At 45.7% G+C, this 24839-nt stretch carries 23 protein-coding genes, 1 other RNA gene and 2 other annotated features; of the genes, 2 read left to right on the top strand and 22 right to left on the bottom strand.

The window, feature by feature from the left end; genetic code table 11:
• Both yqeH and NIT04_RS07255 read right to left on the bottom strand, forming a co-directional pair.
• Entirely contained in the window at nucleotides 1–1116 is a 1116-nt protein-coding gene (gene yqeH / locus NIT04_RS07260) for a ribosome biogenesis GTPase YqeH (protein WP_252502883.1), read from the bottom strand.
• Nucleotides 1104–1619 carry a YqeG family HAD IIIA-type phosphatase gene (locus NIT04_RS07255; RefSeq protein WP_252502882.1) on the bottom strand — a complete coding sequence of 172 codons (516 nt, stop codon included), beginning with the start codon at nucleotides 1617–1619 and terminating at the stop codon, nucleotides 1104–1106. Before NIT04_RS07255 ends, yqeH begins: the two co-directional genes overlap by 13 nt.
• 168 nt (nucleotides 1620–1787) lie before the next feature.
• On the opposite strand from NIT04_RS07255, the gene sigK reads away from it, so the two are divergent.
• The gene (sigK, locus tag NIT04_RS07250; protein WP_252502881.1) at nucleotides 1788–2489 is read left to right on the top strand and encodes an RNA polymerase sporulation sigma factor SigK; all 702 of its coding nucleotides are present in this window, start codon (nucleotides 1788–1790) and stop codon (nucleotides 2487–2489) included.
• Between the two features lie 243 nt (nucleotides 2490–2732).
• Here the strand turns inward: sigK and mtnN are convergent, their stop codons facing one another.
• From mtnN to cymR, 15 genes are all read right to left on the bottom strand, one after another.
• Complete coding sequence (gene mtnN, locus NIT04_RS07245) at nucleotides 2733–3425, bottom strand: 5'-methylthioadenosine/S-adenosylhomocysteine nucleosidase (protein WP_252502880.1); 693 nt, start codon at nucleotides 3423–3425, stop codon at nucleotides 2733–2735.
• A gap of 42 nt (nucleotides 3426–3467) precedes the next feature.
• Entirely contained in the window at nucleotides 3468–4193 is a 726-nt protein-coding gene (locus tag NIT04_RS07240) for a DUF1510 family protein (RefSeq protein ID WP_252502879.1), read from the bottom strand.
• Nucleotides 4194–4260: 67 nt separating this feature from the next.
• Nucleotides 4261–4737 carry a transcription elongation factor GreA gene (gene greA, locus NIT04_RS07235; RefSeq protein ID WP_252502878.1) on the bottom strand — a complete coding sequence of 159 codons (477 nt, stop codon included), beginning with the start codon at nucleotides 4735–4737 and terminating at the stop codon, nucleotides 4261–4263.
• Between the two features lie 101 nt (nucleotides 4738–4838).
• On the bottom strand, nucleotides 4839–5477 hold the full coding sequence (udk, locus tag NIT04_RS07230) for a uridine kinase (RefSeq protein ID WP_252502877.1): 639 nt from the start codon (nucleotides 5475–5477) through the stop codon (nucleotides 4839–4841).
• Between the two features lie 33 nt (nucleotides 5478–5510).
• Nucleotides 5511–6152 carry an O-methyltransferase gene (locus NIT04_RS07225; protein WP_252502876.1) on the bottom strand — a complete coding sequence of 214 codons (642 nt, stop codon included), beginning with the start codon at nucleotides 6150–6152 and terminating at the stop codon, nucleotides 5511–5513.
• 29 nt (nucleotides 6153–6181) lie between these two features.
• Nucleotides 6182–7306 (bottom strand): endolytic transglycosylase MltG, encoded by a 1125-nt coding sequence (gene mltG / locus NIT04_RS07220; RefSeq protein ID WP_252502875.1) that lies wholly within the window; start codon nucleotides 7304–7306, stop codon nucleotides 6182–6184.
• Nucleotides 7307–7403: 97 nt separating this feature from the next.
• The gene (locus tag NIT04_RS07215) at nucleotides 7404–7697 is read right to left on the bottom strand and encodes a DUF1292 domain-containing protein (RefSeq protein WP_252502874.1); all 294 of its coding nucleotides are present in this window, start codon (nucleotides 7695–7697) and stop codon (nucleotides 7404–7406) included.
• A 10-nt stretch (nucleotides 7698–7707) separates the two neighbouring features.
• A complete protein-coding gene (ruvX, locus tag NIT04_RS07210) occupies nucleotides 7708–8127 on the bottom strand; it encodes a Holliday junction resolvase RuvX (RefSeq protein WP_252502873.1) in 420 nt (139 codons plus the stop codon).
• Nucleotides 8124–8396 carry an IreB family regulatory phosphoprotein gene (locus NIT04_RS07205; protein WP_251624673.1) on the bottom strand — a complete coding sequence of 91 codons (273 nt, stop codon included), beginning with the start codon at nucleotides 8394–8396 and terminating at the stop codon, nucleotides 8124–8126. The genes ruvX and NIT04_RS07205 overlap by 4 nt, the downstream gene beginning before the upstream one ends.
• An 81-nt stretch (nucleotides 8397–8477) precedes the next feature.
• Nucleotides 8478–11111 (bottom strand): alanine--tRNA ligase, encoded by a 2634-nt coding sequence (alaS, locus tag NIT04_RS07200; RefSeq protein ID WP_252502872.1) that lies wholly within the window; start codon nucleotides 11109–11111, stop codon nucleotides 8478–8480.
• Nucleotides 11112–11409: 298 nt separating this feature from the next.
• Nucleotides 11410–11610: a binding site (T-box leader), on the bottom strand.
• Between the two features lie 38 nt (nucleotides 11611–11648).
• Nucleotides 11649–14102 carry an ATP-dependent RecD-like DNA helicase gene (locus NIT04_RS07195; RefSeq protein WP_252502871.1) on the bottom strand — a complete coding sequence of 818 codons (2454 nt, stop codon included), beginning with the start codon at nucleotides 14100–14102 and terminating at the stop codon, nucleotides 11649–11651.
• A gap of 36 nt (nucleotides 14103–14138) precedes the next feature.
• Nucleotides 14139–14792: a lipopolysaccharide assembly protein LapB gene (locus NIT04_RS07190; RefSeq protein ID WP_252502870.1), complete on the bottom strand. Its 654-nt coding sequence runs from the start codon at nucleotides 14790–14792 to the stop codon at nucleotides 14139–14141.
• 11 nt (nucleotides 14793–14803) lie between these two features.
• Nucleotides 14804–15928, bottom strand: coding sequence for a tRNA 2-thiouridine(34) synthase MnmA (gene mnmA, locus NIT04_RS07185; RefSeq protein WP_252502869.1), 1125 nt, complete (start codon nucleotides 15926–15928; stop codon nucleotides 14804–14806).
• A gap of 20 nt (nucleotides 15929–15948) precedes the next feature.
• Nucleotides 15949–17091 carry a cysteine desulfurase family protein gene (locus tag NIT04_RS07180; protein WP_252502868.1) on the bottom strand — a complete coding sequence of 381 codons (1143 nt, stop codon included), beginning with the start codon at nucleotides 17089–17091 and terminating at the stop codon, nucleotides 15949–15951.
• 25 nt (nucleotides 17092–17116) lie between these two features.
• Complete coding sequence (gene cymR, locus NIT04_RS07175; RefSeq protein ID WP_252502867.1) at nucleotides 17117–17536, bottom strand: cysteine metabolism transcriptional regulator CymR; 420 nt, start codon at nucleotides 17534–17536, stop codon at nucleotides 17117–17119.
• Between the two features lie 154 nt (nucleotides 17537–17690).
• Here cymR and NIT04_RS07170 point away from each other — a divergent pair, with 154 nt between their 5' ends.
• On the top strand, nucleotides 17691–18977 hold the full coding sequence (locus NIT04_RS07170) for a replication-associated recombination protein A (RefSeq protein WP_252502866.1): 1287 nt from the start codon (nucleotides 17691–17693) through the stop codon (nucleotides 18975–18977).
• Nucleotides 18978–19035: 58 nt separating this feature from the next.
• Here the strand turns inward: NIT04_RS07170 and NIT04_RS07165 are convergent, their stop codons facing one another.
• From NIT04_RS07165 to hisS, 5 genes are all read right to left on the bottom strand, one after another.
• Nucleotides 19036–19941, bottom strand: coding sequence for a chemotaxis protein (locus NIT04_RS07165; protein WP_305880090.1), 906 nt, complete (start codon nucleotides 19939–19941; stop codon nucleotides 19036–19038).
• 308 nt (nucleotides 19942–20249) lie between these two features.
• The gene (locus NIT04_RS07160; protein WP_252503214.1) at nucleotides 20250–21017 is read right to left on the bottom strand and encodes a ThiF family adenylyltransferase; all 768 of its coding nucleotides are present in this window, start codon (nucleotides 21015–21017) and stop codon (nucleotides 20250–20252) included.
• 97 nt (nucleotides 21018–21114) lie between these two features.
• Nucleotides 21115–21296, bottom strand: a non-coding RNA gene (gene ssrS / locus NIT04_RS07155) — 6S RNA.
• 94 nt (nucleotides 21297–21390) lie between these two features.
• Nucleotides 21391–23148 carry an aspartate--tRNA ligase gene (gene aspS, locus NIT04_RS07150; RefSeq protein WP_252502864.1) on the bottom strand — a complete coding sequence of 586 codons (1758 nt, stop codon included), beginning with the start codon at nucleotides 23146–23148 and terminating at the stop codon, nucleotides 21391–21393.
• Between the two features lie 18 nt (nucleotides 23149–23166).
• The gene (gene hisS / locus NIT04_RS07145) at nucleotides 23167–24438 is read right to left on the bottom strand and encodes a histidine--tRNA ligase (protein WP_252502863.1); all 1272 of its coding nucleotides are present in this window, start codon (nucleotides 24436–24438) and stop codon (nucleotides 23167–23169) included.
• A gap of 67 nt (nucleotides 24439–24505) precedes the next feature.
• Nucleotides 24506–24739, bottom strand: a binding site (T-box leader).
• Nucleotides 24740–24839: the final 100 nt, after the last annotated feature.

Genomic DNA, 24839 nt, shown 5'->3' with positions numbered 1-24839 from the left:
TTAAATAAGCGATGGACGGAGTACTACATCGACTCCTCTCGGTGCATGCACCGCAACGACAACACCCGGATGCTGAACAGTGATCCAGCCTAATCCCGAAATGACGAGATCCATTTTGGGTTTTTTAATCGAAAATTCATGTCTTACGAGCGGCGGCATCTTTTCGAGGGATTCACCGCTTGGCGGGGAGAGCATTTCTCCGAGATGCGCAGCATACAACGAGTCTGCGTTCTCAAGCTTCGTCCGATGGATAGGGATTTCATTCGAGACATGGATCGTAAACGAAGAACGATCGCCCGATAGAAAATCGAATCTTGCTAGACCGCCGATGAACAATGTTTGCTCCGCGTTCAATTGAAACACTTTAGGCTTCAGTTCCTTCTTGGGCGTGATGGCCTTCAAGTCTTTCGTATCCAAATGATGGGCAATCTGATGGTCGTTAATGATACCAGGCGTATCATAGATGGCCTTGCCATCGTCGAGTGGGATTTCAACAAGGTCAAGTGTCGTTCCCGGGAAGTGCGAAGTTGTGATCACTTCACCCATGCCCGTCGCGTTTTTAATGATTCGGTTAATGAATGTTGATTTTCCGACATTCGTACAACCGACGACATAGACGTCTTTCCCTTTTCTATATTTATCTATGGCTGTCAGCGCCTCTTCCATTCCATGACCTTTGTATGCCGAAATAAGCAATACATCAACCGGCTTCAAGCCAAGTTTTGCGGACTCAGCCTTCATCCAGTGAATCAGTCGATTGCGGTTGATGGATTTAGGAAGTACATCAGACTTATTCCCAATCAGAAGGATATCTTTCTTTCCGACAAATCGTTGTAAGCCGTTTATCCAGCTTCCATTGAAATCAAATATATCGACGACTTTGATGATGAGGCCATCTTTTTCCCCGATACCATTCAATATCGCTAGAAAATCGTCTCCCGATAAAGAGACGGGCTGTAGTTCATTGTAATTCCGAAGGCGGAAACAACGTCTGCAAATGACTTCTTCCTTCTCCAATGAAGCTGCAGGTGCATACCCTTCCTTTTTCGGATCCTCTGTTTGTATTTCAATTCCACACCCTATACATGTAAGTCGTTCCAAACTTATTCCTCCCATTTAATCAATCCTTGGCTTTTTAGTTTTGCCAAGATCCTTCTTTCGATCATCCGATTGAATTTCGTTACGAATCCGTCTGAGCTAGCTACGGGCACTACGAGAATTGTATGGAGGCCGAATCGGTTGCCACCTAAAACATCTGTCATCAGCTGATCGCCTACCATTACAGCCTCTTCCTTCTCTAAGCCCATCATTGCGAGGGCCTTTTTAAAATTCCTTGCCAACGGCTTTCGGGCGTCGCAAATGAAAGGCGTGCCGAGCGGATCACAGAACGATTCAACACGGCTTTGATTATTATTCGAAAGAATCGCCACTTGGAGACCGGCTTCCTGCATCATCTTTACCCATTCAATTATTTCGGGCGTCGCTTCCGGACGGTCCCATTCCACCAAAGTATTGTCTAAGTCGGTGATAATTCCTTTGATTCCTTTTTCTTTTAATGCCTCCGGTGAAATCTGAAAAATATCTTTAACATATTCATCCGGCAAGAAATATTTATACAAGTTAACCACTCCGTTATTTCTCTAATTGTATTCCGATTATATCATATTGCCATCCAATGGCACGGATTGAGCTAAGCTGGAAATCCGTTGATTTTCTCCGTTCTATAACCGAATGTAAACAAGCAGTCATCGCATATGCTGTCATATAACGACACAGGAGGTGGACCGATGAGCGGTTTTGTCATGGCACTCGTCCAACTGTGGGTCGAAGTCCCTGCTATGGTCGGCTATATCAGGGGGCAGGCATTCCGTCGACCGCTATCGAAAGCGGAAGAGGCTGATTGCTTGAAACGATTGGCAGAAGGTGATGAAAGTGCGAGAGATGAGCTCATTGAAAGGAATATGCGCCTCGTCGCTCATGTCGTAAAAAAATTCCATCCAAAACATGAACAACTAGACGATTATATCTCCATCGGCACAATCGGGCTCATGAAAGCTGTAAACAGTTTCACACTTGATCGGAAGACGAAGCTTGCGACGTATGCAGCCCGTTGTATTGAAAATGAAATACTCATGTACTTGCGTACGCAAAAGAAAGTGCAGAAGGATGTATCACTCTTCGATCCGATAGGGACAGATAAAGACGGTCAGTCCCTTCAGATAGCAGATTTGTTGCAGACCGACGAGGAAGCGCCAATTGAAACCGTCCAGCAGAAAGAACAAAAGGAGCGACTTTACCGCCATCTTGGAAAACTGGATGGAAGAGAGCTTGAAATCATTCAGAGAAGGTACGGTCTTCTCGACGACCAACCGATGACCCAGAAGGAAATTGCACAGCAACTCAATATTTCAAGAAGTTATGTCTCTCGCATCGAAAAAAGAGCCATCGTTAAGCTATATCAGCTTTTCAAGCATGAGTATAATGAATAAGAGCCGTCCATCACAAATGAAAAGGCGTTTCCAGACACGTGGCCACGGGCCCTGTGAAAGGAAACGCCTCTTTATTGCTTCTTTTATTCATGCTGCATAGTCAAAATCAGTCTGCACTTACCTCACGAGCAATGACCACCGCAATAACTGCCGTTACGACGAATACACCAGCCATTAAATAAAACATCCTTTATTACCTCCTTCACGCATTATGTAACATGATAACATTCTACCATAATCATCCTAGAATTTCGAGATGGCGTGCATGACAATTTCCGATGAGTGCTTTGCCGCCAATGGCAGGAATTCATCGAAGCTGATGGACGATTCTTTCCCTGCGATATCTGACAATGCACGGATGACGACAAACGGCGTTCCGAACTGATGGCACACTTGTGCAACAGCTGCCGCCTCCATTTCAGCCGCAATCATAGTAGGGAATTGCCCCTTCACAATCTCTACCCTTTTAGCATCACTCATAAATACATCACCAGAAGCTATCAATCCGATGGAATAGTTATGTTCACCGATTTCGGCCACGGCTTCCTTGGCGATTTGAATGAGTTTTTCATCCGCAGGGAAGGACGGAGGCATTCCAGGAACTTGTCCAATTTCATAGCCAAAGGCTGTCGCATCGACGTCATGATGTCTCACCTCGTCAGAAATGACAACCGTTCCTACATCAAGGGATTGTTTGAATCCGCCTGCAGATCCTGTGTTAAGGACTGCATCTGGCGAGTATTGCTGGATAAGAAGAGTAGTCGCGATTGCCGCGTTCACTTTACCGATTCCGCTCTTCACGAGAATGATTTCATGTTTCCCGATCTTTCCTTCAATGAATTCACAGCCCGCTATCGTTTCGATAATCGGATCCTCGATCTTCTCCCTTAATATTTCAACTTCCTGTTCCATTGCTCCAATGATTGCTATTTTCATCTTTGTATACCCTCCGACCGAACGCGGACTACTATCCACTGTTCAATATTCAAAATCCAATGTCTTTAAATTGTCCATCTGAACAGGCTTCCAACCCTTTCCATCGACCCATTCTAGGAAAACGCGGTATTTCTTCGATTTATCCCTCGTCGAAACAATTCCGATCGATTTTTGGGGACCTCCGCCGTTTTTAATTTTCCAGAAAATTAATTCATCCTCGGAATGCCCGGTTGCGTACGAAATGGCCTTTTTCTTTTCGTTCCAATCAACGGATTCACCGTCATATTTCGATTCGTGGATGCCCGTTTGAGTGGTTCCTACCGGCTGCCATCCCTTATCAATGACAGTTTCCATTATAATTTCGTCATTATCCGGAACGATCTTTTCAATGTCTGCCTCCTCATCACCTGAGACCTCTTCATCGATGCTGACTGATTCGCCCGTTTCCTCGCTTCCTGAATCTGACTGTCCCGCATCATTACTTTCGTCATCACCAGTTTCACCGGAGTCCATTTCATTTTCGGATTCGGAGCCGGAATCATTTTCTTCATTTTGTGACTGATTGTCAGTTGAACCGGCTTCATCGACCTCTCCTTGTTCAACTGCACTCTCCTCTCCTTCATCGTCATTGTTCCCGACGATGATTGAAGCGCCGACAATGATAATCAGCAATACGACAAGACCGATCATAATGTTCAATATTTGGTTACTCTTGTTGCGCATTTTCTTACGATTGACACGCGAGTATCTAGGATCATTTCCTTTCATATATCCTTCCCCCTATCTTCTTGCTAACGAGTAATGGCCGCCCTCATTTGAAGGCGGCCATTCAAGGTCACTTAATTTCAACAATAACGACCGACATTTCCCCACCAGGAGTCAAGATCTTCACTTCATCGCCTTTACTGCGGCCAATCAAGCCTTTTGCAATCGGTGAATCGTTGGAAATCAATCCTTCAATCGGATTCGCTTCGGCAGAGCCGACGATTGTATATGTCTCTTCGTCCCCGTCAGGCAATTCCTTGAATGTAACTGTTTTCCCTAGTTGTACTTCGTCAGTATTCATTTCATTTTCTGTAATGATGACGGAGTTGCGGATCATCGATTCCAGTGTAGAAATCTTACCTTCGACAAATGCTTGGTCCTCTTTTGCGGAATCGTACTCCGAGTTTTCCGAGAGGTCTCCGTAACTCCGTGCAATTTTGATGCGTTCCACTACTTCTTTACGTTTTACTGTTTTAAGAAACTCAAGCTCTTCTTCTAATTTTTTCTTACCCGATGCTGTCATCGGATACTTTTTCTCTGATACCATCATACAACACTCCTCATATTCCTGTTCATAAAAACACTATGCCGCTCCTGCAAGAGGTATGCGACATAGTCTCATTTATATTGAATTCTGACTTCATCATATTACAAATTCGTTCCAAATTCAAGAATTGTTTTTATTTTCGTGACCATCAAATCAATAGCGACTTCATTATGTCCGCCTTCGGGAATTATAATATCCGCGTAGCGCTTTGTCGGTTCTATGAATTGATTATGCATTGGACGAACGACTGAGAGGTATTGTTCAATGACCGATTCGATTGTTCGCCCTCGCTCATTAATGTCCCTCATCAAACGTCTGATAATTCGCAAATCCGCATCCGTATCGACAAATAGTTTAATATCCATCAAATCCCGGAGCCTTTCATCTTCCAAAACGAGAATTCCTTCGAGAATGATGACGTCTTTCGGTTCAATTGCGATTTTCTGATCAGATCTCGTATGGAGCGCATAATCGTAAACCGGCTTTTCGATTGTCTTCCGATCAAGTAGTTTTCCGATATGTTCGATCAACAGATCCGTATCAAATGCAAGTGGATGATCATAATTCGTCAACAATCTTTCTTCAAACTCTAGATGGGATTGATCTTTGTAATAATAATCTTGTTCGATGACGACAACTGAGTGTTCCTTGAACACTTCATAAATTCTGTTCGTAACACTCGTCTTTCCTGATCCCGAACCACCGGCAATGCCGATGACGAGAGGCTTTCTCTTATCCATTTCTTTTCCTCCCACAAATTACAGGGATCTTGCTTAGTCCCTCTTTTTTACCGCAACCAGGATACCATCGCCTACTGGCAGCAATGACGTCTCATAATTCGGATGCTTCATAACCCATGAAGTGAATTCCTTCAGATTACGAATCATCGTACGATTCCGTTTCGGCACTTCTTCATCCGGAAGCATGACGGCACCGTGCATGAACATATTATCGCAATAGATTATTCCGCCCGGCTCTACATGCTCGGAGTACTTTTCAAAGAACCGTTTATATTGACCTTTTGCAGCATCAATGAACAGGGCATCATAACGCAATGAAGGGATTGTTTCATCGGATAGAAGAAGTGCATCTCCCTCGATGATCGTAATCCTGTCTCCGAATCCGCTTCGCTCAATGTATTCCACGGCGGATGCATACCGCTCCTGATCCCGCTCAATCGTAACGACAGAAGCTTCCTCCAAAGAGGAAACCATCCGGATAGCAGAATAGCCTATTGCGCTTCCGATTTCAAGTATTAGCTTCGGCCGTTGGATTCGAAGCAGGCCGATGAACGTTTCCATCCCGCTCCGATCCATGATTGGAATACGGTGTTCTGCCGCGAATTCCTCCATCTCACGAATCAGTGGACTGTCCGCTTCTCGCATGCTCGAAATATAAGCTTCAAAGGCTTTCATACAAGGCACTTCCATTCTATTTAAATCAGTCATTCTCCCGATATATGTTCTTTCTTTAATCTCAAATGTTCTTCATATGTCTTAGCAAAATAATTTTTTCCGTCCTTATCGGCAAGGAAATAAAAATAGTCCGTGATGGAAGGATCTACGACCGCTTCTATCGAAGATCTGCCGGCATTTGCAATCGGACCAGGTGGGAGGCCTTTATGGACGTACGTATTATACGGGTCCTGGACTTCCAGATCGGAATAGAGTACCCGATCCTTATGTTTGCCTAATGCGTACAACACTGTAGGATCCGTCTGGAGCGGCATCCCTTCATCCATTCGATTGTAAAAGACACTTGCAATCGTCTCCCGATCGGTTTTAGCCGTCGCTTCCCTTTCAAGCAGGCTGGCGAAAGTAAGTAGCCAATGGACCGATTTTTTATTGCTGTCCAAATACGCGAAGTATGGAGTGATGTTGTCTGATGTTGCATCGAGCATCGTCGTGACAACCGTTTCGACCGATGGCTTCTCTTCATAAAACGGATACGTCGCTGGGAATAAATAACCTTCCAACGGATATCTTACTTCCTCTTTCAAAATCTCTTCGGTTAGAATATTCGGATATCTTCCCATCAGATCAGCAATCGTTTGCTCATCATTGACATAATCCAAAAACTCTTTTTCCGGTATGCCTATCCGCTTTTCAACAATTACTGCAATCTGATTCAGCGTCAGACCTTCGGGGATTGTCATCGTGAATACAGGCGTCCTGTATACCTTCCCAGTCTTGAGGCTTTCGATCAACTCATCCATTGTCATCGCTTTTGTCAAGCCATATGAGCCTGCCTGGAATTGGGATTCATTGTTGAACTTAGCATAATATTTAAAGATCTTAGCATCTTTAACGATTCCTTTGGCTTCCAGCATTTCTGAAATCGAAGTCAAGCCGGAGCCGATCGGGATTTCCACTTCAATCACTTCTTCTGAGTTCGGATCGACCGGTTGGAGGGCTTCAGTTATGTATTTATATACCGCTCGGCCTCCGATCAAAGCACCGATAATAAGAACGAGCGCGACAACGAACACGATACGTCTCACTATTTTCACTTCTTTTTTCTGTTCTAGCATTTTCTCAAACATTTGATCCTTTTTCGAACCGTTCTCCATCAAGCATCACCTCATTCCAACAATTTCTCTCTAAAAAAAGTTCCATAGCAGTAAAAAGACGGAATGGCCTGCACCATTCCGTCCGTGCACATATGGATTATTCTTCGTCCTCGTCTTCTGCAAGGAATGTGTTCAACATTTCTTCGATCATGTCCCATTCCTCATCAGTCTCGATCGGCAATAGTTCACCGTCTTCATTGTCTTCAGATGGGATGAAAGCTGAAGCATGGATTTCAACCTCTTCATCATCGCCCACTTCTTCTTCACCTAGAATATGATAAAGGACGTATGATTTTCCGAAATCCTCTGATTCAAATGTGAAGATTACCTCACATACATGCTCTACTCCGTGCTCATCTACAACTGTCATTGTTTCTTGTCCATGTTCCATTTTATTCACCTCATCTATTTTTTGAATCAAGATACCCTTGAAGTATCATGACTGCCGCCATCTTATCGATGACAGTCTTTCTTTTTTTCCTACTGACATCCGCTTCGATCAACATGCGTTCCGCTGCCATCGTCGTCAACCGCTCATCCCAAAGAATAACAGGAAAACCAAACGCCTCTTCCAACATTTCAGCAAACCTTTCGGATGCTTCCCCTCTCGGACCAACTGAGTTGTTCATGTTCTTCGGATATCCGACTACGAAAGAGGTGACCGCATATTCAGCTACAAGCTCCTGAATTCTGGACATGCCAAATTGGCCGGCACTTTCATCGATTTTAATCGTTTCGATGCCTTGGGCTGTCCACCCAAGAGCATCGCTGATTGCAATACCGACCGTTTTGGAACCGACGTCCAATCCCATTACCCTCAATTCGTCTGACCTCCGTTTTCACGGATGTAAAACTTGACCAATTCCTCGAGAATCTCGTCCCTCTCCAATTTCCTGATGAGATTTCGCGCCTCATAGTGGCGAGGGATATAAGCCGGATCGCCCGATAAGAGGTAACCGACAATTTGGTTGATGGGATTATAGCCCTTGTCTTCCAATGCTTTGTGCACATGGAGCATGACCTGTTTCACTTCTTGCTCCATTGATTCTTCAGGAAAGTTGAATTTCATCGTCTTGTCGTATGAATTCATAGTCGACACCCCGCTTTCCAATCGTCCGTTAGCAAATCGGATACCTTTCCCACTAGCTCTATACCCGACATCCATTTCCGCTTAAACGGATTTGACATAATCATACACGGAATGAAGTGCTTCATCAAGTTTAGAAGCATCTTTTGCACCTGCCATCGCCATGTCCGGACGGCCTCCGCCCTTGCCGCCACAGAGAGATGCTACATGATTGACGATTTTTCCAGCATGGAAGTTCCCGTTTTTCAAATCTTCTGTCACTCCCGCTGCCAATAAAACTTTTCCATCAGCCGCAGCTCCTAGGACAATTACACCATTGCTCACTTGTTGCTTCAATTCATCAATCATTTGTCGAAGTGCATTATTATCCTTAACATCGACTCTAGCGGAAAGGACAGTCACATCGTCAACCTGTTGAGCAGTTGCCAAGATATCCGTGAGCTGACTGTTCCCAAGCTTTGCAGAAAGCGATTCATTTTCCCGCTGAAGCTCTTTCATATCAGATAGGAAGGAGCTGACTTTCGTCACGAGATCTTTCGGATTTGCTTTCAATAATGCAGCGGCTTCCGTAAGAAGGGCCTCTTCCTTTTTAAATGATTCATATGCCTCTTGCCCTGTAATTGCTTCAATTCTTCTCGTACCAGCACCGATGCCGCCTTCCGACTCAATTTTAAAGAGTCCGATCGTCGAAGTGGCCGGCACATGGCAACCTCCGCACAATTCAATTGAATAATCCCCGACTGACACTACGCGGACGATATTTCCGTATTTTTCACCAAATAGCGCCATTGCGCCCATCTCTTTTGCTTCATCAATCGGTTTCTGTTCGATTTGGACAGGGATATCGGCCCAAATCTTTTCATTGACGATTGCTTCGATTTTTTCCAGTTCCTCTTTCGTCACTTGCCCGAAATGGGAGAAGTCGAAACGGAGACGATCTGGTCCTACATAAGAGCCTGCCTGATTGACATGCTCGCCGAGGACGCTTTTCAAAGCTTTGTGCAGAAGATGTGTAGCGGTATGGTTTTTAATTGTCATTTTACGTGATTCTGAATCTACCTCAGCAAACACTTCCGATTTGTCAGCAATTTCTCCTGAACGAACAACAGCAGTATGCAGATGTTGACCATTTGGAGCTTTTTTGACATCTTTTACATCGACGATGAATGTATCGCTTGATACAGTTCCTTTATCCGCGATTTGACCACCACTTTCCGCGTAGAAAGGTGTACGCTCCAGCATGAACTGGATTTCATCGCCTTCAGAAGCATGTGCAACCAATTCGCCATTATGCAATAGGGCAACGATTTTTGTATTGCAAGACAGTTGATCATATCCGATGAATTCGCTTTTTTCATGGATGCTGCCAAGCACTTCCGATTGGACATGCATTGAATCTACATCTTGGCGTGCAGCTCTGGCGCGTTTTCGTTGGTTATCCATTTCTTTGTCAAATCCAGCACGATCGACGGTTACGCCCGCTTCCTCCCCAAATTCCTCTGTCAGCTCAAATGGAAAGCCGTACGTATCGTAAAGCTTGAACGCGTCCGCACCCGATACGATTGGATTGCCTTCTGCCTTCGCTTTTTCAATGACGCCATTTAAAATTGCCATTCCTTCATTCAATGTTTCGTGGAATCGCTCTTCCTCGTTTTTGATTACTTTCATGATGAATGCTTCTTTATCTTTGACTTCGGGATAAAAGTCTTGCATCACTTCCCCGACGACAGGAACGAGTTCATACATGAACGGCTTATTAATGTCCAATTGTTTCGCAAAGCGTACTGCACGACGTAGCAGTCTCCGTAGTACATATCCCCTTCCTTCATTAGAAGGCAATGCACCGTCGCCGATAGCGAACGCAACAGTTCTAATATGATCTGCAATCACTTTAAATGCTGTATCTTTCACACCGTCTTTGCCATACTTTTCACCAGACACTTTTTCTACAGCATGGATGATCGGCATGAATAGGTCTGTGTCGAAGTTCGTCGGCACTTCCTGGATGACGGAGGCCATCCTTTCAAGCCCCATTCCTGTATCGATGTTTTTCTTTGGCAGCGGTGTGTACGTATGATCAGGATTATGGTTGAACTCGGAGAATACTAAGTTCCAAATTTCTAAATAACGGTCGTTTTCGCCGCCGGGATATAGTTCCGGATCCGAAAAATCGTCGCCGAAAGACGGACCACGATCGTAGAAGATTTCGGAGTTCGGGCCGCTTGGACCTTCCCCGATATCCCAGAAGTTCCCTTCCAATCGGATGATGCGCTCTTCGGGAATACCGATTTTGTCTCTCCAAATCGCGTATGCTTCTTCATCTTCTGGGTGGACCGTGACGGAAAGCAAGTCGGGATTGAAGCCGATCCATTTTTCATTCGTTAGGAAATCCCACGCGCGGATGATTGCTTCTTCTTTGAAATAATCGCCGATTGAGAAGTTTCCGAGCATTTCGAAGAATGTGTGGTGGCGGGCAGTTCTTCCTACGTTTTCGATGTCGTTTGTACGAATGGACTTTTGTGCGTTGACGATTCGCGGATTTGTCGGGACAACACGTCCGTCAAAATATTTTTTCAGTGTCGCGACGCCGCTGTTGATCCAAAGAAGTGAAGGATCGTCGATTGGTACTAGAGGTGCTGATGGCTCTTCGCTATGGCCGTGCTCTTTGAAGTAATCAAGAAACATTTTTCTGATTTCAGATGCTGATAATTTTTTCATGAATATTCCTCCTTAATAGTCAAGTTGCCATTGTACCTGGATTTCCGCTTCAGCCGGACGCTTTCCGCGGGAGAGCGGTGAGCCAATCGAACAGCGAAAGGTTCGATTTGTATGATTTCTGCGATTTGTGCAGAAATCATACATCCTGTGCTCCCAACGCTTCGCTTTTGCTCGCAAAAGCCGTTCTTCGTTACGGCTTTCGCTGGAGTCGCCGGCTTCCGCTTCAATCCAAGATAAAGAACTCGCCACTCCAATTAATAAATAAATAAAGTGAAAATAAAAAAATCCCCGCCCCTGTACAAGGGACGAAGATTTTTCGTGGTACCACCCTAATTTACCGGCGGAACGCCGGTATCTCAAGAAGCCATAACGCGGCAAACGGCAAGTGTTAGTTGCTCTCAGGAGTAGCTTTCCGGCAAACGGCCATGGGAATCCTTTCAGCCTCGGGATTCCTTTCTGAGCATGGCGGTAGGCGTACTTTCTCCGTCATCGAATTTCATATGATACTTTGGATTATAGGGAATCGCTGCCTCCGTGTCAATCCATCGCCTCTGAAAAATCATAAGGAGAGACTCCTTGCATCCCGATCATCGGATCGATTCCGAGCATCGTTTCCATCGTCAGCTTATAATCTTTCGGACTTTGCGGCGTCTCGCTGCTAGTTTCGACAGGTACAGATTGCTGCTCTCCGGCTTGTTCATTTTCTATGATCTCTTCGCGGTTTTCCACAGGGGTTTCCTTCCGCAGGCGATCTTTCAATGTCGTCTGCCGCTCCAGTTCATCTGTCCGGTTAATGCCGATTTTGAATTCTTCCGGTTCGCCGCATAGGATGAGGAAGTTCTTAGCTCTTGTAATTCCTGTATACAAAAGGTTTCTTCGGAGCATTTTCCTGTATCCTCGAACGACCGGCATGACGACGATTGGAAATTCACTTCCTTGGGACTTATGGATCGAACAGCAATAGGCAAGCGTAATTTGATTTAGGTCGTTACGCTCATATTCCACTTCAATTCCGTCATAGGAAACGATCAACATTTCCTTTTTATCTACGGTTTCTTTCGCCTTGATGATGGATATGACTTCGCCCATATCGCCATTGAACACATTGCTTTCAGGTTGATTGACAAGCTGCAGCACTTTGTCTCCGATCCGATAGACAACATCTCCGAAGACGACTTCTTTCCGATCCGGTCCCGGTGGATTGACCATCTGTTGGATCATCTTGTTCAGTCCGTCGATACCGGCCGGTCCTTTATACATAGGAGCAAGCACTTGGATGTTTTTAATATGATGGCCTTTCGAAATGGCGTTTTTCACGACCTGTTCGACGACTTCGAGGATCTGTTCTCCATTTGCCTTGATAAAGGAGCGGTCAGTCGTTTTTCTCGTTATGTCATCTGTCCATTCCGCATTTTTGATCATATGAGCCATCTCAATGATTGTCGACCCGGCGCTTTGGCGATAAATTTCGGTCAGTTCAACGACAGGTATCTTTCCCGAATCAAGCATATCTTTTAACACTTGACCGGGACCGACTGGCGGAAGCTGATCCTGATCGCCTACGAAAAGGACTTGAATATCATTGTGCAATGCTTTTAAGAGCTGATGGGCAAGCCATGTATCGACCATCGACATTTCATCGATAATGATGAGCCGCCCTTCCACTTCCCTGCCGATTGCATCATCTTTTTCCTGGCCGTTGAAGCCGAGAAGCCGATGGATGGTCATGGCGGGAAGTCCTGTCGACTCGGACATCCTTTTAGCTGCCCGCCCTGTCGGAGCTGCTAAAACGATTGGAAAGGTCTCCTCTTTTTCCACATACACTTTCGGATCGAGTGAAAGACCATGCAGCTCGGCATACACTTCCACTAAACCACGGATAACTGTCGTTTTTCCTGTTCCGGGTCCTCCTGTCAAAATCATTGCAGGCGAATGGAGCGCTTTTTCGATTGCCGCCACTTGGGTTTCGGCATAATTAACACCAAGCCGCTCTTCGGCTTCTCCAATTGCTTTACGGATTTCTGAAACTGGGAATTTGTCGGAAAGATCGTTTTCCATGATTCTTTCCATTTTAGAGGCAATGCCTATTTCAGAAAAATAAAGCGAAGGGATATAAAGCCTTTGTCCTTCCCCGTACAGCTTAGTTTCCTCAACCAATTCAATGACACATCTAGAAATATGATCGAACGGCACTTCTTCCGTTTGGCTAGACTCTAGTAACCGCTTCACTTCGGGCAACACAGTTTCAGCATGCAAATAGACGTGACCAGCCGACTGGACGCCTTGGTTCATCGTGTGAAGGATTGCAGCTTTCACCCGGGAAGGATGCTTGCCGGTAATTCCCAACTGCCTTCCCAATTCATCCGCACGCTGGAAACCGACTCCCTCAACGTCCTCGATCAGCTTGTAGGGATTCTCTTTCAACAGTTCAATGACTTCTTCTCGATAAGTTTGGTAGATTCGCATCGAAAGCTGAGGACCGAATCCCCATTCATTCAATTGCACCATGCTTCTTTCCAATCCGAGATTTTCCTGAAGCACTGACACAAGAGTCTCTTTCCTTTCTTCCGAAAGCTTCGGAACGCGATCAAGAACCGAAGGGTTTTCCAGAATCTGTTTGATGGCGTCCTTGCCTAACGTTTTCACGATAGTGTCGGCAGTTTTTCTGCCGATTCCAGGAAAGAGATCTCCGGATAAGTAATGGACGATTCCCGTTTCGGTTTCGGGCATCTCTTTCGCAAACGTATGAACGTCGAACTGTTGCCCATATGTCGCATGATTGACAAGCCTGCCCGTCAGTCTGTAGTCATCTTCGTTCGCCAAGGGAGGAAAATTCCCCTTAATGACGATTTCCTTATCCTCATAGCCACTATTCGTTTTCGTTATTTTCATCTTAACAATGGAAAAGAGATTATCAGGATTGTGGAAAATAGTGACGACAGGCCGTCCAACGATGAAAACCGCTTCATTATTCCCTATTCCTTCAGCCAAACAGATCACCGCCTTACGTTCCGTCCATTTTGGAAATTAACCTAACTTGATCATATCGTAAATATATCGTGCTTGCGTATGTTCAGGTTCGATCGTAAACGCTTTTTCCAAATGGAAAAGAGCATCATCCTTACGATCCGTTGAGACAGCATACAGCACACCTAAGTTGTAATGGGCATCTGCATTCTCGTTATCTATCTCTAGGACAAATACCAACTCTTTACTCGCTTCTTCAAATAGCTCCATTTCTGCAAGCAGAATTCCGTACGCCAAACGGATTTCAATGTCTTCCGGCGCCAATTCCGCTGCCCTTTGGAAATAGGGCAATGCGAGCTTGGATTTGTCCGACTGCTTCAAGCTCTTTCCGAGCATGAAAAAGGTATCCGATTCATTCAAGCCTGTACGGATGGCCTTTTCATACAGTTTGGCAGCCTCTTCGAACCGTTCATTCGTATAATAGAGATTGCCTAACCCGTAAAGTGCGGAACCCGCATTTTCATCCAAGCTGATCGCCTTCTGGAAGAATCGCTCAGCTCTTTCTGTGTCCCCTGCGGAAGCGAAGACATTTCCAAGATTGATATAGCCGACCGGATTGTCCGGCTCTTCCTCTGCAGCTTTCATGAAGGCTTCGATTGCCTTTTCATATTTCCCTTCTTGAAGGGCCTTGATTCCTATTTCGTTGTATTCCATAATGTTTCCCCTTATCCTACGTAATCTAGTTGCACACCATTTTTTATGACTTTATCAATTGTTCCTCCACCGAGGCATTCTTCACCGTCATAGAAGACGACAGCTTGTCCTGGTGTGATCGCTCTGACAGGTTGCGCAAAAATGACATTGGCATTTCCGTCACCTGTAAGCTCGACCGTCACTTTCGTGTCCGGTTGACGATAGCGGAATTTCGCTGTGCATTCAAAAGTGGCCGGCAATGTGCGGGCAGTTGCAAAGCTGATGTTGATGGCAGTCAAACTGTCGGAATAAAGTGCATCATGATGGAACCCTTGACCGACGAGCAATGTGTTCTCTTTCAAGTCTTTCCCGAGAACGAACCACGGATCTCCCGCGCCTCCGATTCCTAGTCCATGGCGCTGGCCGATCGTGTAGTACATCAAGCCATCATGCTTTCCAACAGTTTTGCCGTCCATCGTTTTCATGTCTCCTGGCTGAGCGGGCAAATACTGCCCTAGGAATTCCTTGAAATTCCTTTCACCGATGAAACAAATGCCGGTAGAATCTTTCTTCTTAGCTGTTGCAAGCCCTGCCCGTTCAGCAATTTGACGCACTTCAGATTTGTCGAGGCCACCGAGCGGGAACATAACCTTTTGCAATTGCTCCTGTGTCAGCTGATTCAAGAAATAAGTTTGGTCTTTGTTCTCATCTTTCCCTCTGAGCATCGCAACGCCTTCATCCGTTTCGACGACTTGCGCGTAATGGCCTGTCGCGAGGAAATCTGCCCCTAGACTCATTGCGTGGTCTAGGAATGCATTGAATTTAATCTCCTTATTGCACATCACATCAGGATTCGGTGTTCTGCCTGCTTTATATTCCTCGAGGAAATAGGTGAAGACCTTGTCCCAATATTGTTGTTCAAAATTGACGGCATAATAAGGTATGCCGATTTCATTACATACACTGATGACATCTTCATAATCCTCGGTTGCCGTACAAACGCCGAATTCATCCGTGTCATCCCAATTTTTCATGAAGATCCCGATGACATCGTACCCTTGCTCCTTCAACAGAAGGGCAGCGACAGATGAGTCGACTCCTCCTGACATGCCGATGACTACCCGGGTTTCAGATATTGGTTTATTTGCAGTTCTCATAGTATTCATCCTTTATCATTTCATTTCACAAGACGTTGGATAATTTTTGCTGTTTTCGTCGCCGCTTCTTTGACTGCCTGTTCGTCGAGTCCCAAACCGAAACTGAAACGTACCGAGTTCCGTAGCTTCGGGGAATCACTTCCCCACATTGCCGACAATACATGCGAAGGCTCAAGGGAGCCCGCGGTGCAAGCCGAGCCGCTCGATACTGCTATGCCCGCCATATCCATATTGACGAGCAGCGATTCGATTTCGGTTCCAGGGAAGCTGATGTTCACGACATGCGGCAGCCGATCGACGATATCCGCATTCACTTCGAAGTCGATTCCCTCTTGTTGAAAAACTTCAGTCAAGATTGATTTATATCGATCATACTTACGATGATTATCTTCCATTTCATTCCTAGCTATTTTTATAGCTTCCGCAAAACCTGCAACCGCTGGTACATTTTCTGTTCCCGCACGTCTTTTACGTTCTTGTTCGCCACCAAACTGAAGCGGCATCGTCTGAAGTCCCTTCCTTTGGTAGAGGAAGCCGACCCCTTTTGGTCCATTCAATTTATGGGCGGAAGCGCTAAGCAGGTCGACTTGCAATTCGTTTACATCCAACTCCATAATACCGAAAGCTTGGACTGCATCAGTATGGAATATGGCTTGGTGGTCTTTGACGATTTCACCGATCTCCTTGATCGGTTGAATCGTGCCGACTTCATTGTTGCCATACATGATTGTGACGAGCACTGTTTTTTCTGTTAGCGCATCCGCCACTTGTTCGGCACGTATTTTCCCATTTTCATCAACCGGCAAATATGTGACTTGAAAACCGTTCTTCTCCAATTCCTTACATGAATTCAAAACCGCATGATGTTCAATTGCCGTCGTAATAATATGGTTGCCTTTATCCTTCATTGCTGCGGCAGTTCCAAAAATGGCGACATTGTCGGCTTCCGTGCCTCCGGATGTGAAAATGATTTCATTCGGTTCAGCTTGGATCGCTTCCGCTATCGTCTTGCGAGCATCGTCGAGCAATTTACGGGAAGTCCTCCCAAAGCTATGGATGCTTGAAGGATTGCCAAAAACCGTGTCCATCGCTTTCACATATACCGCACTCACTTCCGGGTGGATCGGTGTAGTGGCGGCATGATCCAAATATATCGTTTGCATAATTAGACTCCTTTATTGAATAACTTCAAATGTAAAACATATATCCATCAAGATCAGTGGATTCGTCTGCTTCCACCAAATCTTTAATTGTTGTTGTATCCAATACTCCTCGAATGGCGTCCCCGATACGGTTCCATAATGACTGTTGCGGAACTTTGTCGTCTCCAATTCCCTCTACAACCTGAATAGGTCCTTCGAGCAATCTGATGACGTCTCCTGCGGTAATTTCGCCCGGCGGCTTTGCGAGTTTATAACCGCCGTATGCACCCCGGACGCTTTTTACGATTCCGCTATTCCGCAAGGCCGGGATGAGCTGCTCCAAATATGCTTCGGACAAGTTGTGCTCTTCCGCGATTTTCCGTAATGGCAAAGGGCCTTCCCCATACTTTTTACCTAGTTCTACAACTACAGTCAGCCCATAGCGGCCTTTCGTAGAAATCCTCATTTAAACCAACGTCCTTTTCTCGTCCATTTCATTCCGTATTTCATCAATACACTTCAAAATATTATAGCATAACTGCTGTAATGCTTTCCTTCAAATGACTTCCGGGTGCGCGTCGTGTATAATAGTGGAACGGATGTACGGGGGAGTGATTTGATTGCAAAATGAACCACTAGCATTTCGGATGCGACCAAAAAACATAGATGAAGTTGCGGGACAGCAACATATTATTGGGAAAGATACGGCGCTCTATCGGATGATCACCAAAGGACACGTCCCTTCCATGCTGTTATACGGAGAACCTGGAATCGGGAAGACATCATTGGCATACGCGATCGCCGGTACGAGCCACTTGCCTTTCATCGCATTGAACGCGACAGTGTCAGGGAAAAAGGATGTAGAGGAAGTCGTGGCAGAAGCCCGGATCACGGGTAAAGTCATACTGTTCCTTGATGAAATCCATCGTTTCAATAAACTGCAGCAAGATACGCTATTGCCCCATGTCGAAAAAGGGTCGATCGTCCTGATCGGCGCAACTACAGAAAATCCTTTTCACGACGTCAATCCAGCAATTAGATCTCGGTGCGGTGAAATCCTTCAATTGAATCGGCTGGAGCCTGACGACTTGGTCGTATTGCTTGAAAGGGCATTACATGATGAAGAACGCGGGCTTGGTAAAATGGAAATCGAAATGTCAAATGTCCAAATCCAAAAAATTGCAGAAGGTGTAAATGGGGATGCGCGAAAAGCTCTTACGCTATTGGAATCGATCATTTCTGCAAGTGACGAGGAACAGGGCAAGGTCATTGTTGAAGATTGGTTAATCGATAATTTAATAGGAAGAATCGGTCTTGTCGGGGATAAGAAAGGGTCGCATCATTATAATTTGCTTTCCGCATTGCAGAAGTCGGTGCGTGGAAGTGATGTGAATGCGGCTATCTTCTATTTGGCGAATTTGCTTGAGACGGGCGACTTGATTGCCGTGTCCCGCCGCTTGCTCGTCATGGCTTACGAAGATATCGGACTCGCATCGCCGGAAGTCGGTCCACATGTGCTCGCTGCTACCGAGGCAGCTGTCCGTCTAGGTATGCCGGAAGCACGGATTCCACTGGCGAATGCCGTCATTGAAATGTGCCTCGCCTCTAAATCAAATTCAGCATACAAGGCGGTTGATGCTGCCGCGAGAGCGATCAACGAGGGAAAAACGGGAGACATCCCTCTCCACTTACGTGACACTCATTATGCCGGAGCGGCTGAGCTTGGGCATGAAGGTTACCGCTACCCCCATGATACGCCAATCGGTTCATTTGGCGGCTGGGTGAACCAGCAATATTTGCCGGATAAAATTAAGCAAGCGGAGTATTACGAACCTGTCCTTGCCGGAGAGGAGAAGAGACTTGCGGGTATTTATGAACGATTGAAGGAATTCAAGAAAGGAAAATAAAAATACGTTTTTCATAACAGAAAGCACCATCCTCATAAAAATGAGGAGGTGCTTCTTTTTATAAAATATGCTTGTCCATTTTGAGGACGAGTTCTGCAATTTCAGGCTTGCTAACTTGGTCGTTCGCACCGACGCTAATTCCTTTATGCTTTAATTCGTCTGTAATCAATGAAGAGAAGATGATGACCGGCAACATAGCCAGCTCGTTGTTCGCACGGATCCTTTTCGTGAAATGATGGCCGTCCATTTGCGGCATTTCAATATCCGTAATGACAAGTTGAATTTCATCCGATACCTTTTTGCCGTCAACAGTCAGACTTTCTAAATACCCCAATGCATCTTTTCCGTTCTCGAAAAACTCGATGTTTCCATAGCCCGCCTCCGTCAACGTATCGCTCAATAACTTACGGAGCAACGGGGAATCCTCTGCAACGAGAATCTTTTTATTGGACCTTTCCCTCACGCCAAGCTTTCTCACCTGCTCGACTTGAATACCGCTATCCGGATTAATATCGACGACAATCTTTTCAAAGTCAAGGAGGAGCAGCATGTCATTCTCCCGCTTTATGACTCCGATGACTTGCGAACTGTCTCCCGAATAGAGATCCGCTGGTTTTTCAATCTGATTCCATGAAACGCGATGAATTTGGGTGACTTCATGGACATGAAAAACGACTTCCTGTTTATTGAAGGCGGCGACGATGTATTTCCCTTCGTTTTTGCCGATTGTTTCCGGCAGTCCCATCACTTTTTCCATATCGATCACCGGAAGTACTGATCCGCGCAGTTGGATGATTCCTTCAATGGATGGATGTGCATGCGGGATGACGGTGATTGGTGTAGGGAGAATAATTTCTTTTACTTTGATGACGTTGATGCCGTAGCGGTTCTCTCCCATTTGAAATTCGACGATTTCGAGTTCATTCGTTCCGCTTTCGAGTAAGATTCCATCCTGTTTTTGCAAGGGTTCCAGTCCTTCCATTTTATATAATATAATGCATAAGTTCCATTATTTTTTTCCTATGTTGATTGTAGCAGGTGGGGAATGGTGGAACAAGGGAATAATGTCCAACCGGATTTCCGCTACAGGCGGACGCTTTCCACGGGCGGTCCGTGAGCCTCCTCGACGCAAGCGTCTGCGGGGTCTCACCTGGACACGCTTTTCCCGCTGGAGTCGCCGCCTTTCGCTACAATCCTAGAGAATTTTTTTATAAATTAGAACCTAAAAATAAAAAGCTGCTCCCAAAATAACATGGGAAAACAGCTTTTTTCTTACTTCTTGTCCTTTACTCTTTCGATGTGGATGTCTTTTACGATGTCGTTGAGTACCCAGCTTGCGCAGACTAGGCCTGCGACGGAAGGGACGTAGGAGTTGGAAGCCGGCGGCATTTTCGCTTTGCGGATTTGCGCATCCGGGTTACCGACTGTATCTACGATGTCTTCCCTAACGACAATTGGACTTTCATCGGAAAATACGACAGGGACACCTTTTTTGATTCCTTCTTTTCTCAATCGGAGTCTGATCACTTTAGCAATTGGATCCGTATGGGTTTTGGAAATGTCCGCAATTTGGAAACGGGTCGGATCAAGCTTGTTTGCGGCACCCATGCTTGAGATGATTTTAATGCCTCTTGCTACACATTCCTTAATGAGATGGATTTTATAGCTGATCGTATCAGATGCGTCAATTACGTAGTCAGGTGCATAACTGAAAAACTCTTCGTACGTTTCTTCCGTATAGAACATATGAAGTCCAATCACTTCACAATCTTTGTTTACGTCATGAATCCGTTCCTTCATCACTTCCACTTTAGACCTGCCGACCGTCGACAAAGTTGCCACGAGCTGACGATTGACATTTGTAATGTCGACGGTGTCCTTATCGATAAGGATGATCCGGCCGACACCGCTACGGGCGCAAGCTTCGGCTGCAAATGAACCGACTCCGCCAACGCCTAGTATGGCAACAGTCGTTTTGCGCATTAAATCGATTCCTTCTTTGCCGATGGCCAGTTCATTCCGAGAAAATTGGTGTAACAATGGTATTCCGCCCTTCTGTATATGAATCAATCAAAAACCCCTCCGCAATTGCGCCAGAGGGGAATATAGTCTACTAATTGTTTGTTAAAGCGTAGGAACGAATCCCGAATGTGCCGTCTTTGTAGTATCGTTTTGAACCCGCACTCAGCAGGTGGGTGCTTCATCGGTCTTTTCTGAAGTCCCTTACTAGGGCATTCCATCCAAAACAGAATGAAAGCTCCCTACGATAAATATGTTCGGTCAAAACTGATTAGCAAAAAACGTACACTTCAGGATTCGTATTACTTGTATCCTACCATACATTAGAATTGTGTTCAACGAATTCACTTCAACGAATTATTACATTTTTCTTTCAAGAGCTTGTCCGTTCCACTCATTTCGACTGGATGGAAATTCCTAATTCGGAAAGTTGAGAGTTATCCACTGCGCTTGGTGCTTCAGTTAGCAGATCGCTCGCGCTTGCCGTCTTCGGAAATGCGATTGTATCGCGGAGATTTGTCGAACCGGATAATAACATGACGATTCGGTCCAATCCGAATGCGATGCCACCGTGAGGAGGTGTACCGTATTCAAAAGCGTCAAGCAAGAAACCGAATTGCTCGCGTGCTTGTTCCTCAGTGAAACCTAGAGCTTTGAACATTTTCTCCTGCACATCGCGTTGGTAGATCCGCAATGACCCCCCACCAAGCTCATATCCGTTCAGGACGAGGTCATATGCTTGCGCCTTGACGTTGCTAGGATCCGTTTCAAGTCCATTGACATCAGCAGGCATCGTGAATGGGTGATGGGCGGCATAGTAGCGCCCTTCCTCTTCGTCATATTCGAATAAAGGCCAATCTGTCACCCAGAGGAAGTTGAATTGCGATTCGTCGATTAGATTCAACTCTTTGCCGAGCTTTAATCTGAGCGCTCCTAATGCATCCGCAACGACCGATTTTTTATCTGCTACGAACAATAGAAGGTCTCCCGCTTCTGCTCCGAGGGAATTCGCTAAAGCCTCTCCCGCTTCACCTTCAAAGAATTTCGCAATCGGACCTTTCAAGCCTTCTGCGTCCACTTTCAGCCAAGCAAGCCCCTTTGCACCATAAACGGATGCAAACTCGCCCAATGCATCGATGTCTTTGCGAGAGTAGTTATCTGCTGCGCCTTTTACATTAATCGCTTTCACTTGCCCGCCAGATTCAAGGGCTCCTGCAAATACTTTAAAGGAAGAATCCTTAACAACTTGGGATACGTCCTGCAACTCCATGCCAAAGCGAGTGTCCGGCTTATCTGATCCGAAACGCCCCATCGCCTCATCATAAGGCAGACGCTTAAACGGAATTTCTATATTAATGTCTTTAACATCTTTCATCACTTTTTTCATAAGCCGTTCGTTCAATTCGATAATGTCTTCGATGGACATGAAGCTCATTTCCATATCGATTTGAGTGAATTCAGGTTGACGGTCGGCACGGAGATCTTCATCACGGAAACAGCGTGCAATTTGATAATATCTGTCGAAACCGGACACCATAAGCATTTGTTTGAATAGTTGCGGGGATTGCGGCAAAGCGTAAAACTCACCCGCATGCACACGGCTCGGCACAAGATAGTCCCTTGCCCCTTCCGGTGTCGACTTCGTCAAAATTGGAGTTTCCACTTCAAGGAACCCTTCTCCATCCAAGAAATTCCTAACCGTCTTTGTAATGTCTGAACGCATTTTAAATACGCGTGCCAGTGCCGGACGGCGAAGGTCCAAGTAACGGTATTTTAATCTGATTTCTTCATTGACATCCGTTTCATCTTCAAGCATGAAAGGAGGAGTTTTTGCCTCATTGATGATATGCACCTTTTCCACATGCACTTCAATGGAACCTGTTTTCAATTTCGGGTTTTTCTGCTGCTCTTCACGCTCAACGACATTTCCTGTCACTTCAAGAACATATTCATTGCGCACCGTTTCGGCGATTTCAAGCGCTTCGCTAGAGAAATCCGGATTGAAAACAACTTGGACGATTCCTTCGCGATCCCGTAAATCAATAAAAATGAGACCTCCTAAATCCCGCCTTCTCTGCACCCAGCCTTGTAGTGTAACCGTCTGACCAATGACATCCTCAGTCAATTGTCCGCAATAATGTGTCCGTTGCATATCGTTCATCAACCTTCCTTAATTCAACTGTTCTGTAATTTTTCCAATAATGTTTTCGTCTTCGACTTTCTCTTGGGAGCCGTCAGCCATATTTTTCAGCTGTACCACTTTTCCTTCCACCTCATCTTCACCGATGACGATGACCGCTTTCGCGTTGAACCGATCCGCCGATTTCATCTGGGCCTTCATTTTACGGTCCATATAGTCCATATCCGCGCGAATGCCGGCATTCCTCAGTTCATTCAATAACTTGAAGCCTTTTCGGTGAGCCGACTCCTCGAGAGTGACAATATAGACATCGAGCTCAGCATCTTGTGTAAACGACTTCCCTTCCGCTTCGAGAGCTAAAAGAAGACGCTCGATGCTCATTCCGAAACCGATACCAGGAGCAGAAGGACCACCGATTTCCTCTGCGAGGCCATTGTATCTTCCTCCTCCGCAAAGCGTCGTAATCGCTCCAAAGCCTGATGCAGTGCTCATAATTTCAAAAGCTGTGTGATTGTAATAATCGAGCCCGCGGACCAAGTTCGGATCGAGTTCATAGGAAATGCCCACTTCGTCCAAATAGCCTTTCACTTGTTCAAAATAAGCTGCCGATTGTTCATTCAAATAATCGGCCAATGATGGCGCAGTCTTCATTAATGGATATTCGCGGTCCACTTTGCAGTCCAAGATGCGAAGCGGATTTTTCTCGAGTCGCGATTGGCAATCATTGCAAAACTCGCCTATGTGCGGCGTAAAGTGTGCAACGAGTGCATCCCTATGTGCATTCCTCGATTCGAGGTCGCCCAATGAGTTGAGGACGAGCTTCACATCCGTCAATCCGGCACGCTTGTAAACATCCATCGCCAAAGCGATTACTTCGGCATCAATCGCCGGGTCCGCGCTGCCGATCGCCTCTACTCCGAACTGGACGAATTGACGGTAACGGCCAGCTTGCTGACGTTCATAACGGAACATCGGACCTTGATAGTAAAGCTTGACCGGCTGATCGGGATATCCGAACATTTTGTTCTCGACGAATGAACGGACGACCGGAGCAGTACCTTCTGGACGAAGGGTCATTGATCGGTTCCCCCGATCCGTGAACGTGTACATTTCTTTCGTCACGATATCAGTAGTATCCCCAACTGTCCGTTGAAACAATTCCGTCTGTTCGAATATCGGAGTGCGGATTTCCTTGTAACGGTAATTTTCGCAAAGATCACGAATAATCGCTTCGACCTGCTGCCATTTCCACGACTCGGAAGGCAGGATGTCCTGTGTCCCTCTTGGCACTTTGAAATTCATTTGACTTCCCCTTCTTTCACGCTGTTCTTTGCCGCGAAAAATAAAAAAGCCCCCATCCCTTGTTTACACAAGGGACGAGAGCTTATGATAGCTTCCGCGGTTCCACCCAAATTGGCACAAATTACATGCCCACTCGTACCCGGATAACGGCCGGTTCCGTCCGCACCTACTGAATAGTATTGTTCAGCACGGAGCCTCGATGGTGTTTTTCACTATATCCGTCTGTAAGGTGGATTTCAGCCACGTCCACCTCTCTCTTGTCAGCCTGCAATACAGTTACTTTCCATGTCTTCAGCGAATAGATGTTTAAGATTAAAACTAATCTTAGCCATTCATTCACGAAGTGTCAACCTTTTTCAATTCATTGTGGTTTTTTCTTCACAAAAATTCTACAATGGTAA

Origin of the sequence: Sporosarcina sp. Marseille-Q4943, from assembly GCF_943736995.1 — a bacterium.
Lineage (GTDB): Bacteria > Bacillota > Bacilli > Bacillales_A > Planococcaceae > Sporosarcina.
Note: the sequence above shows the minus strand (reverse complement) of the source record. Positions and strands in the feature narration are given on the sequence as shown.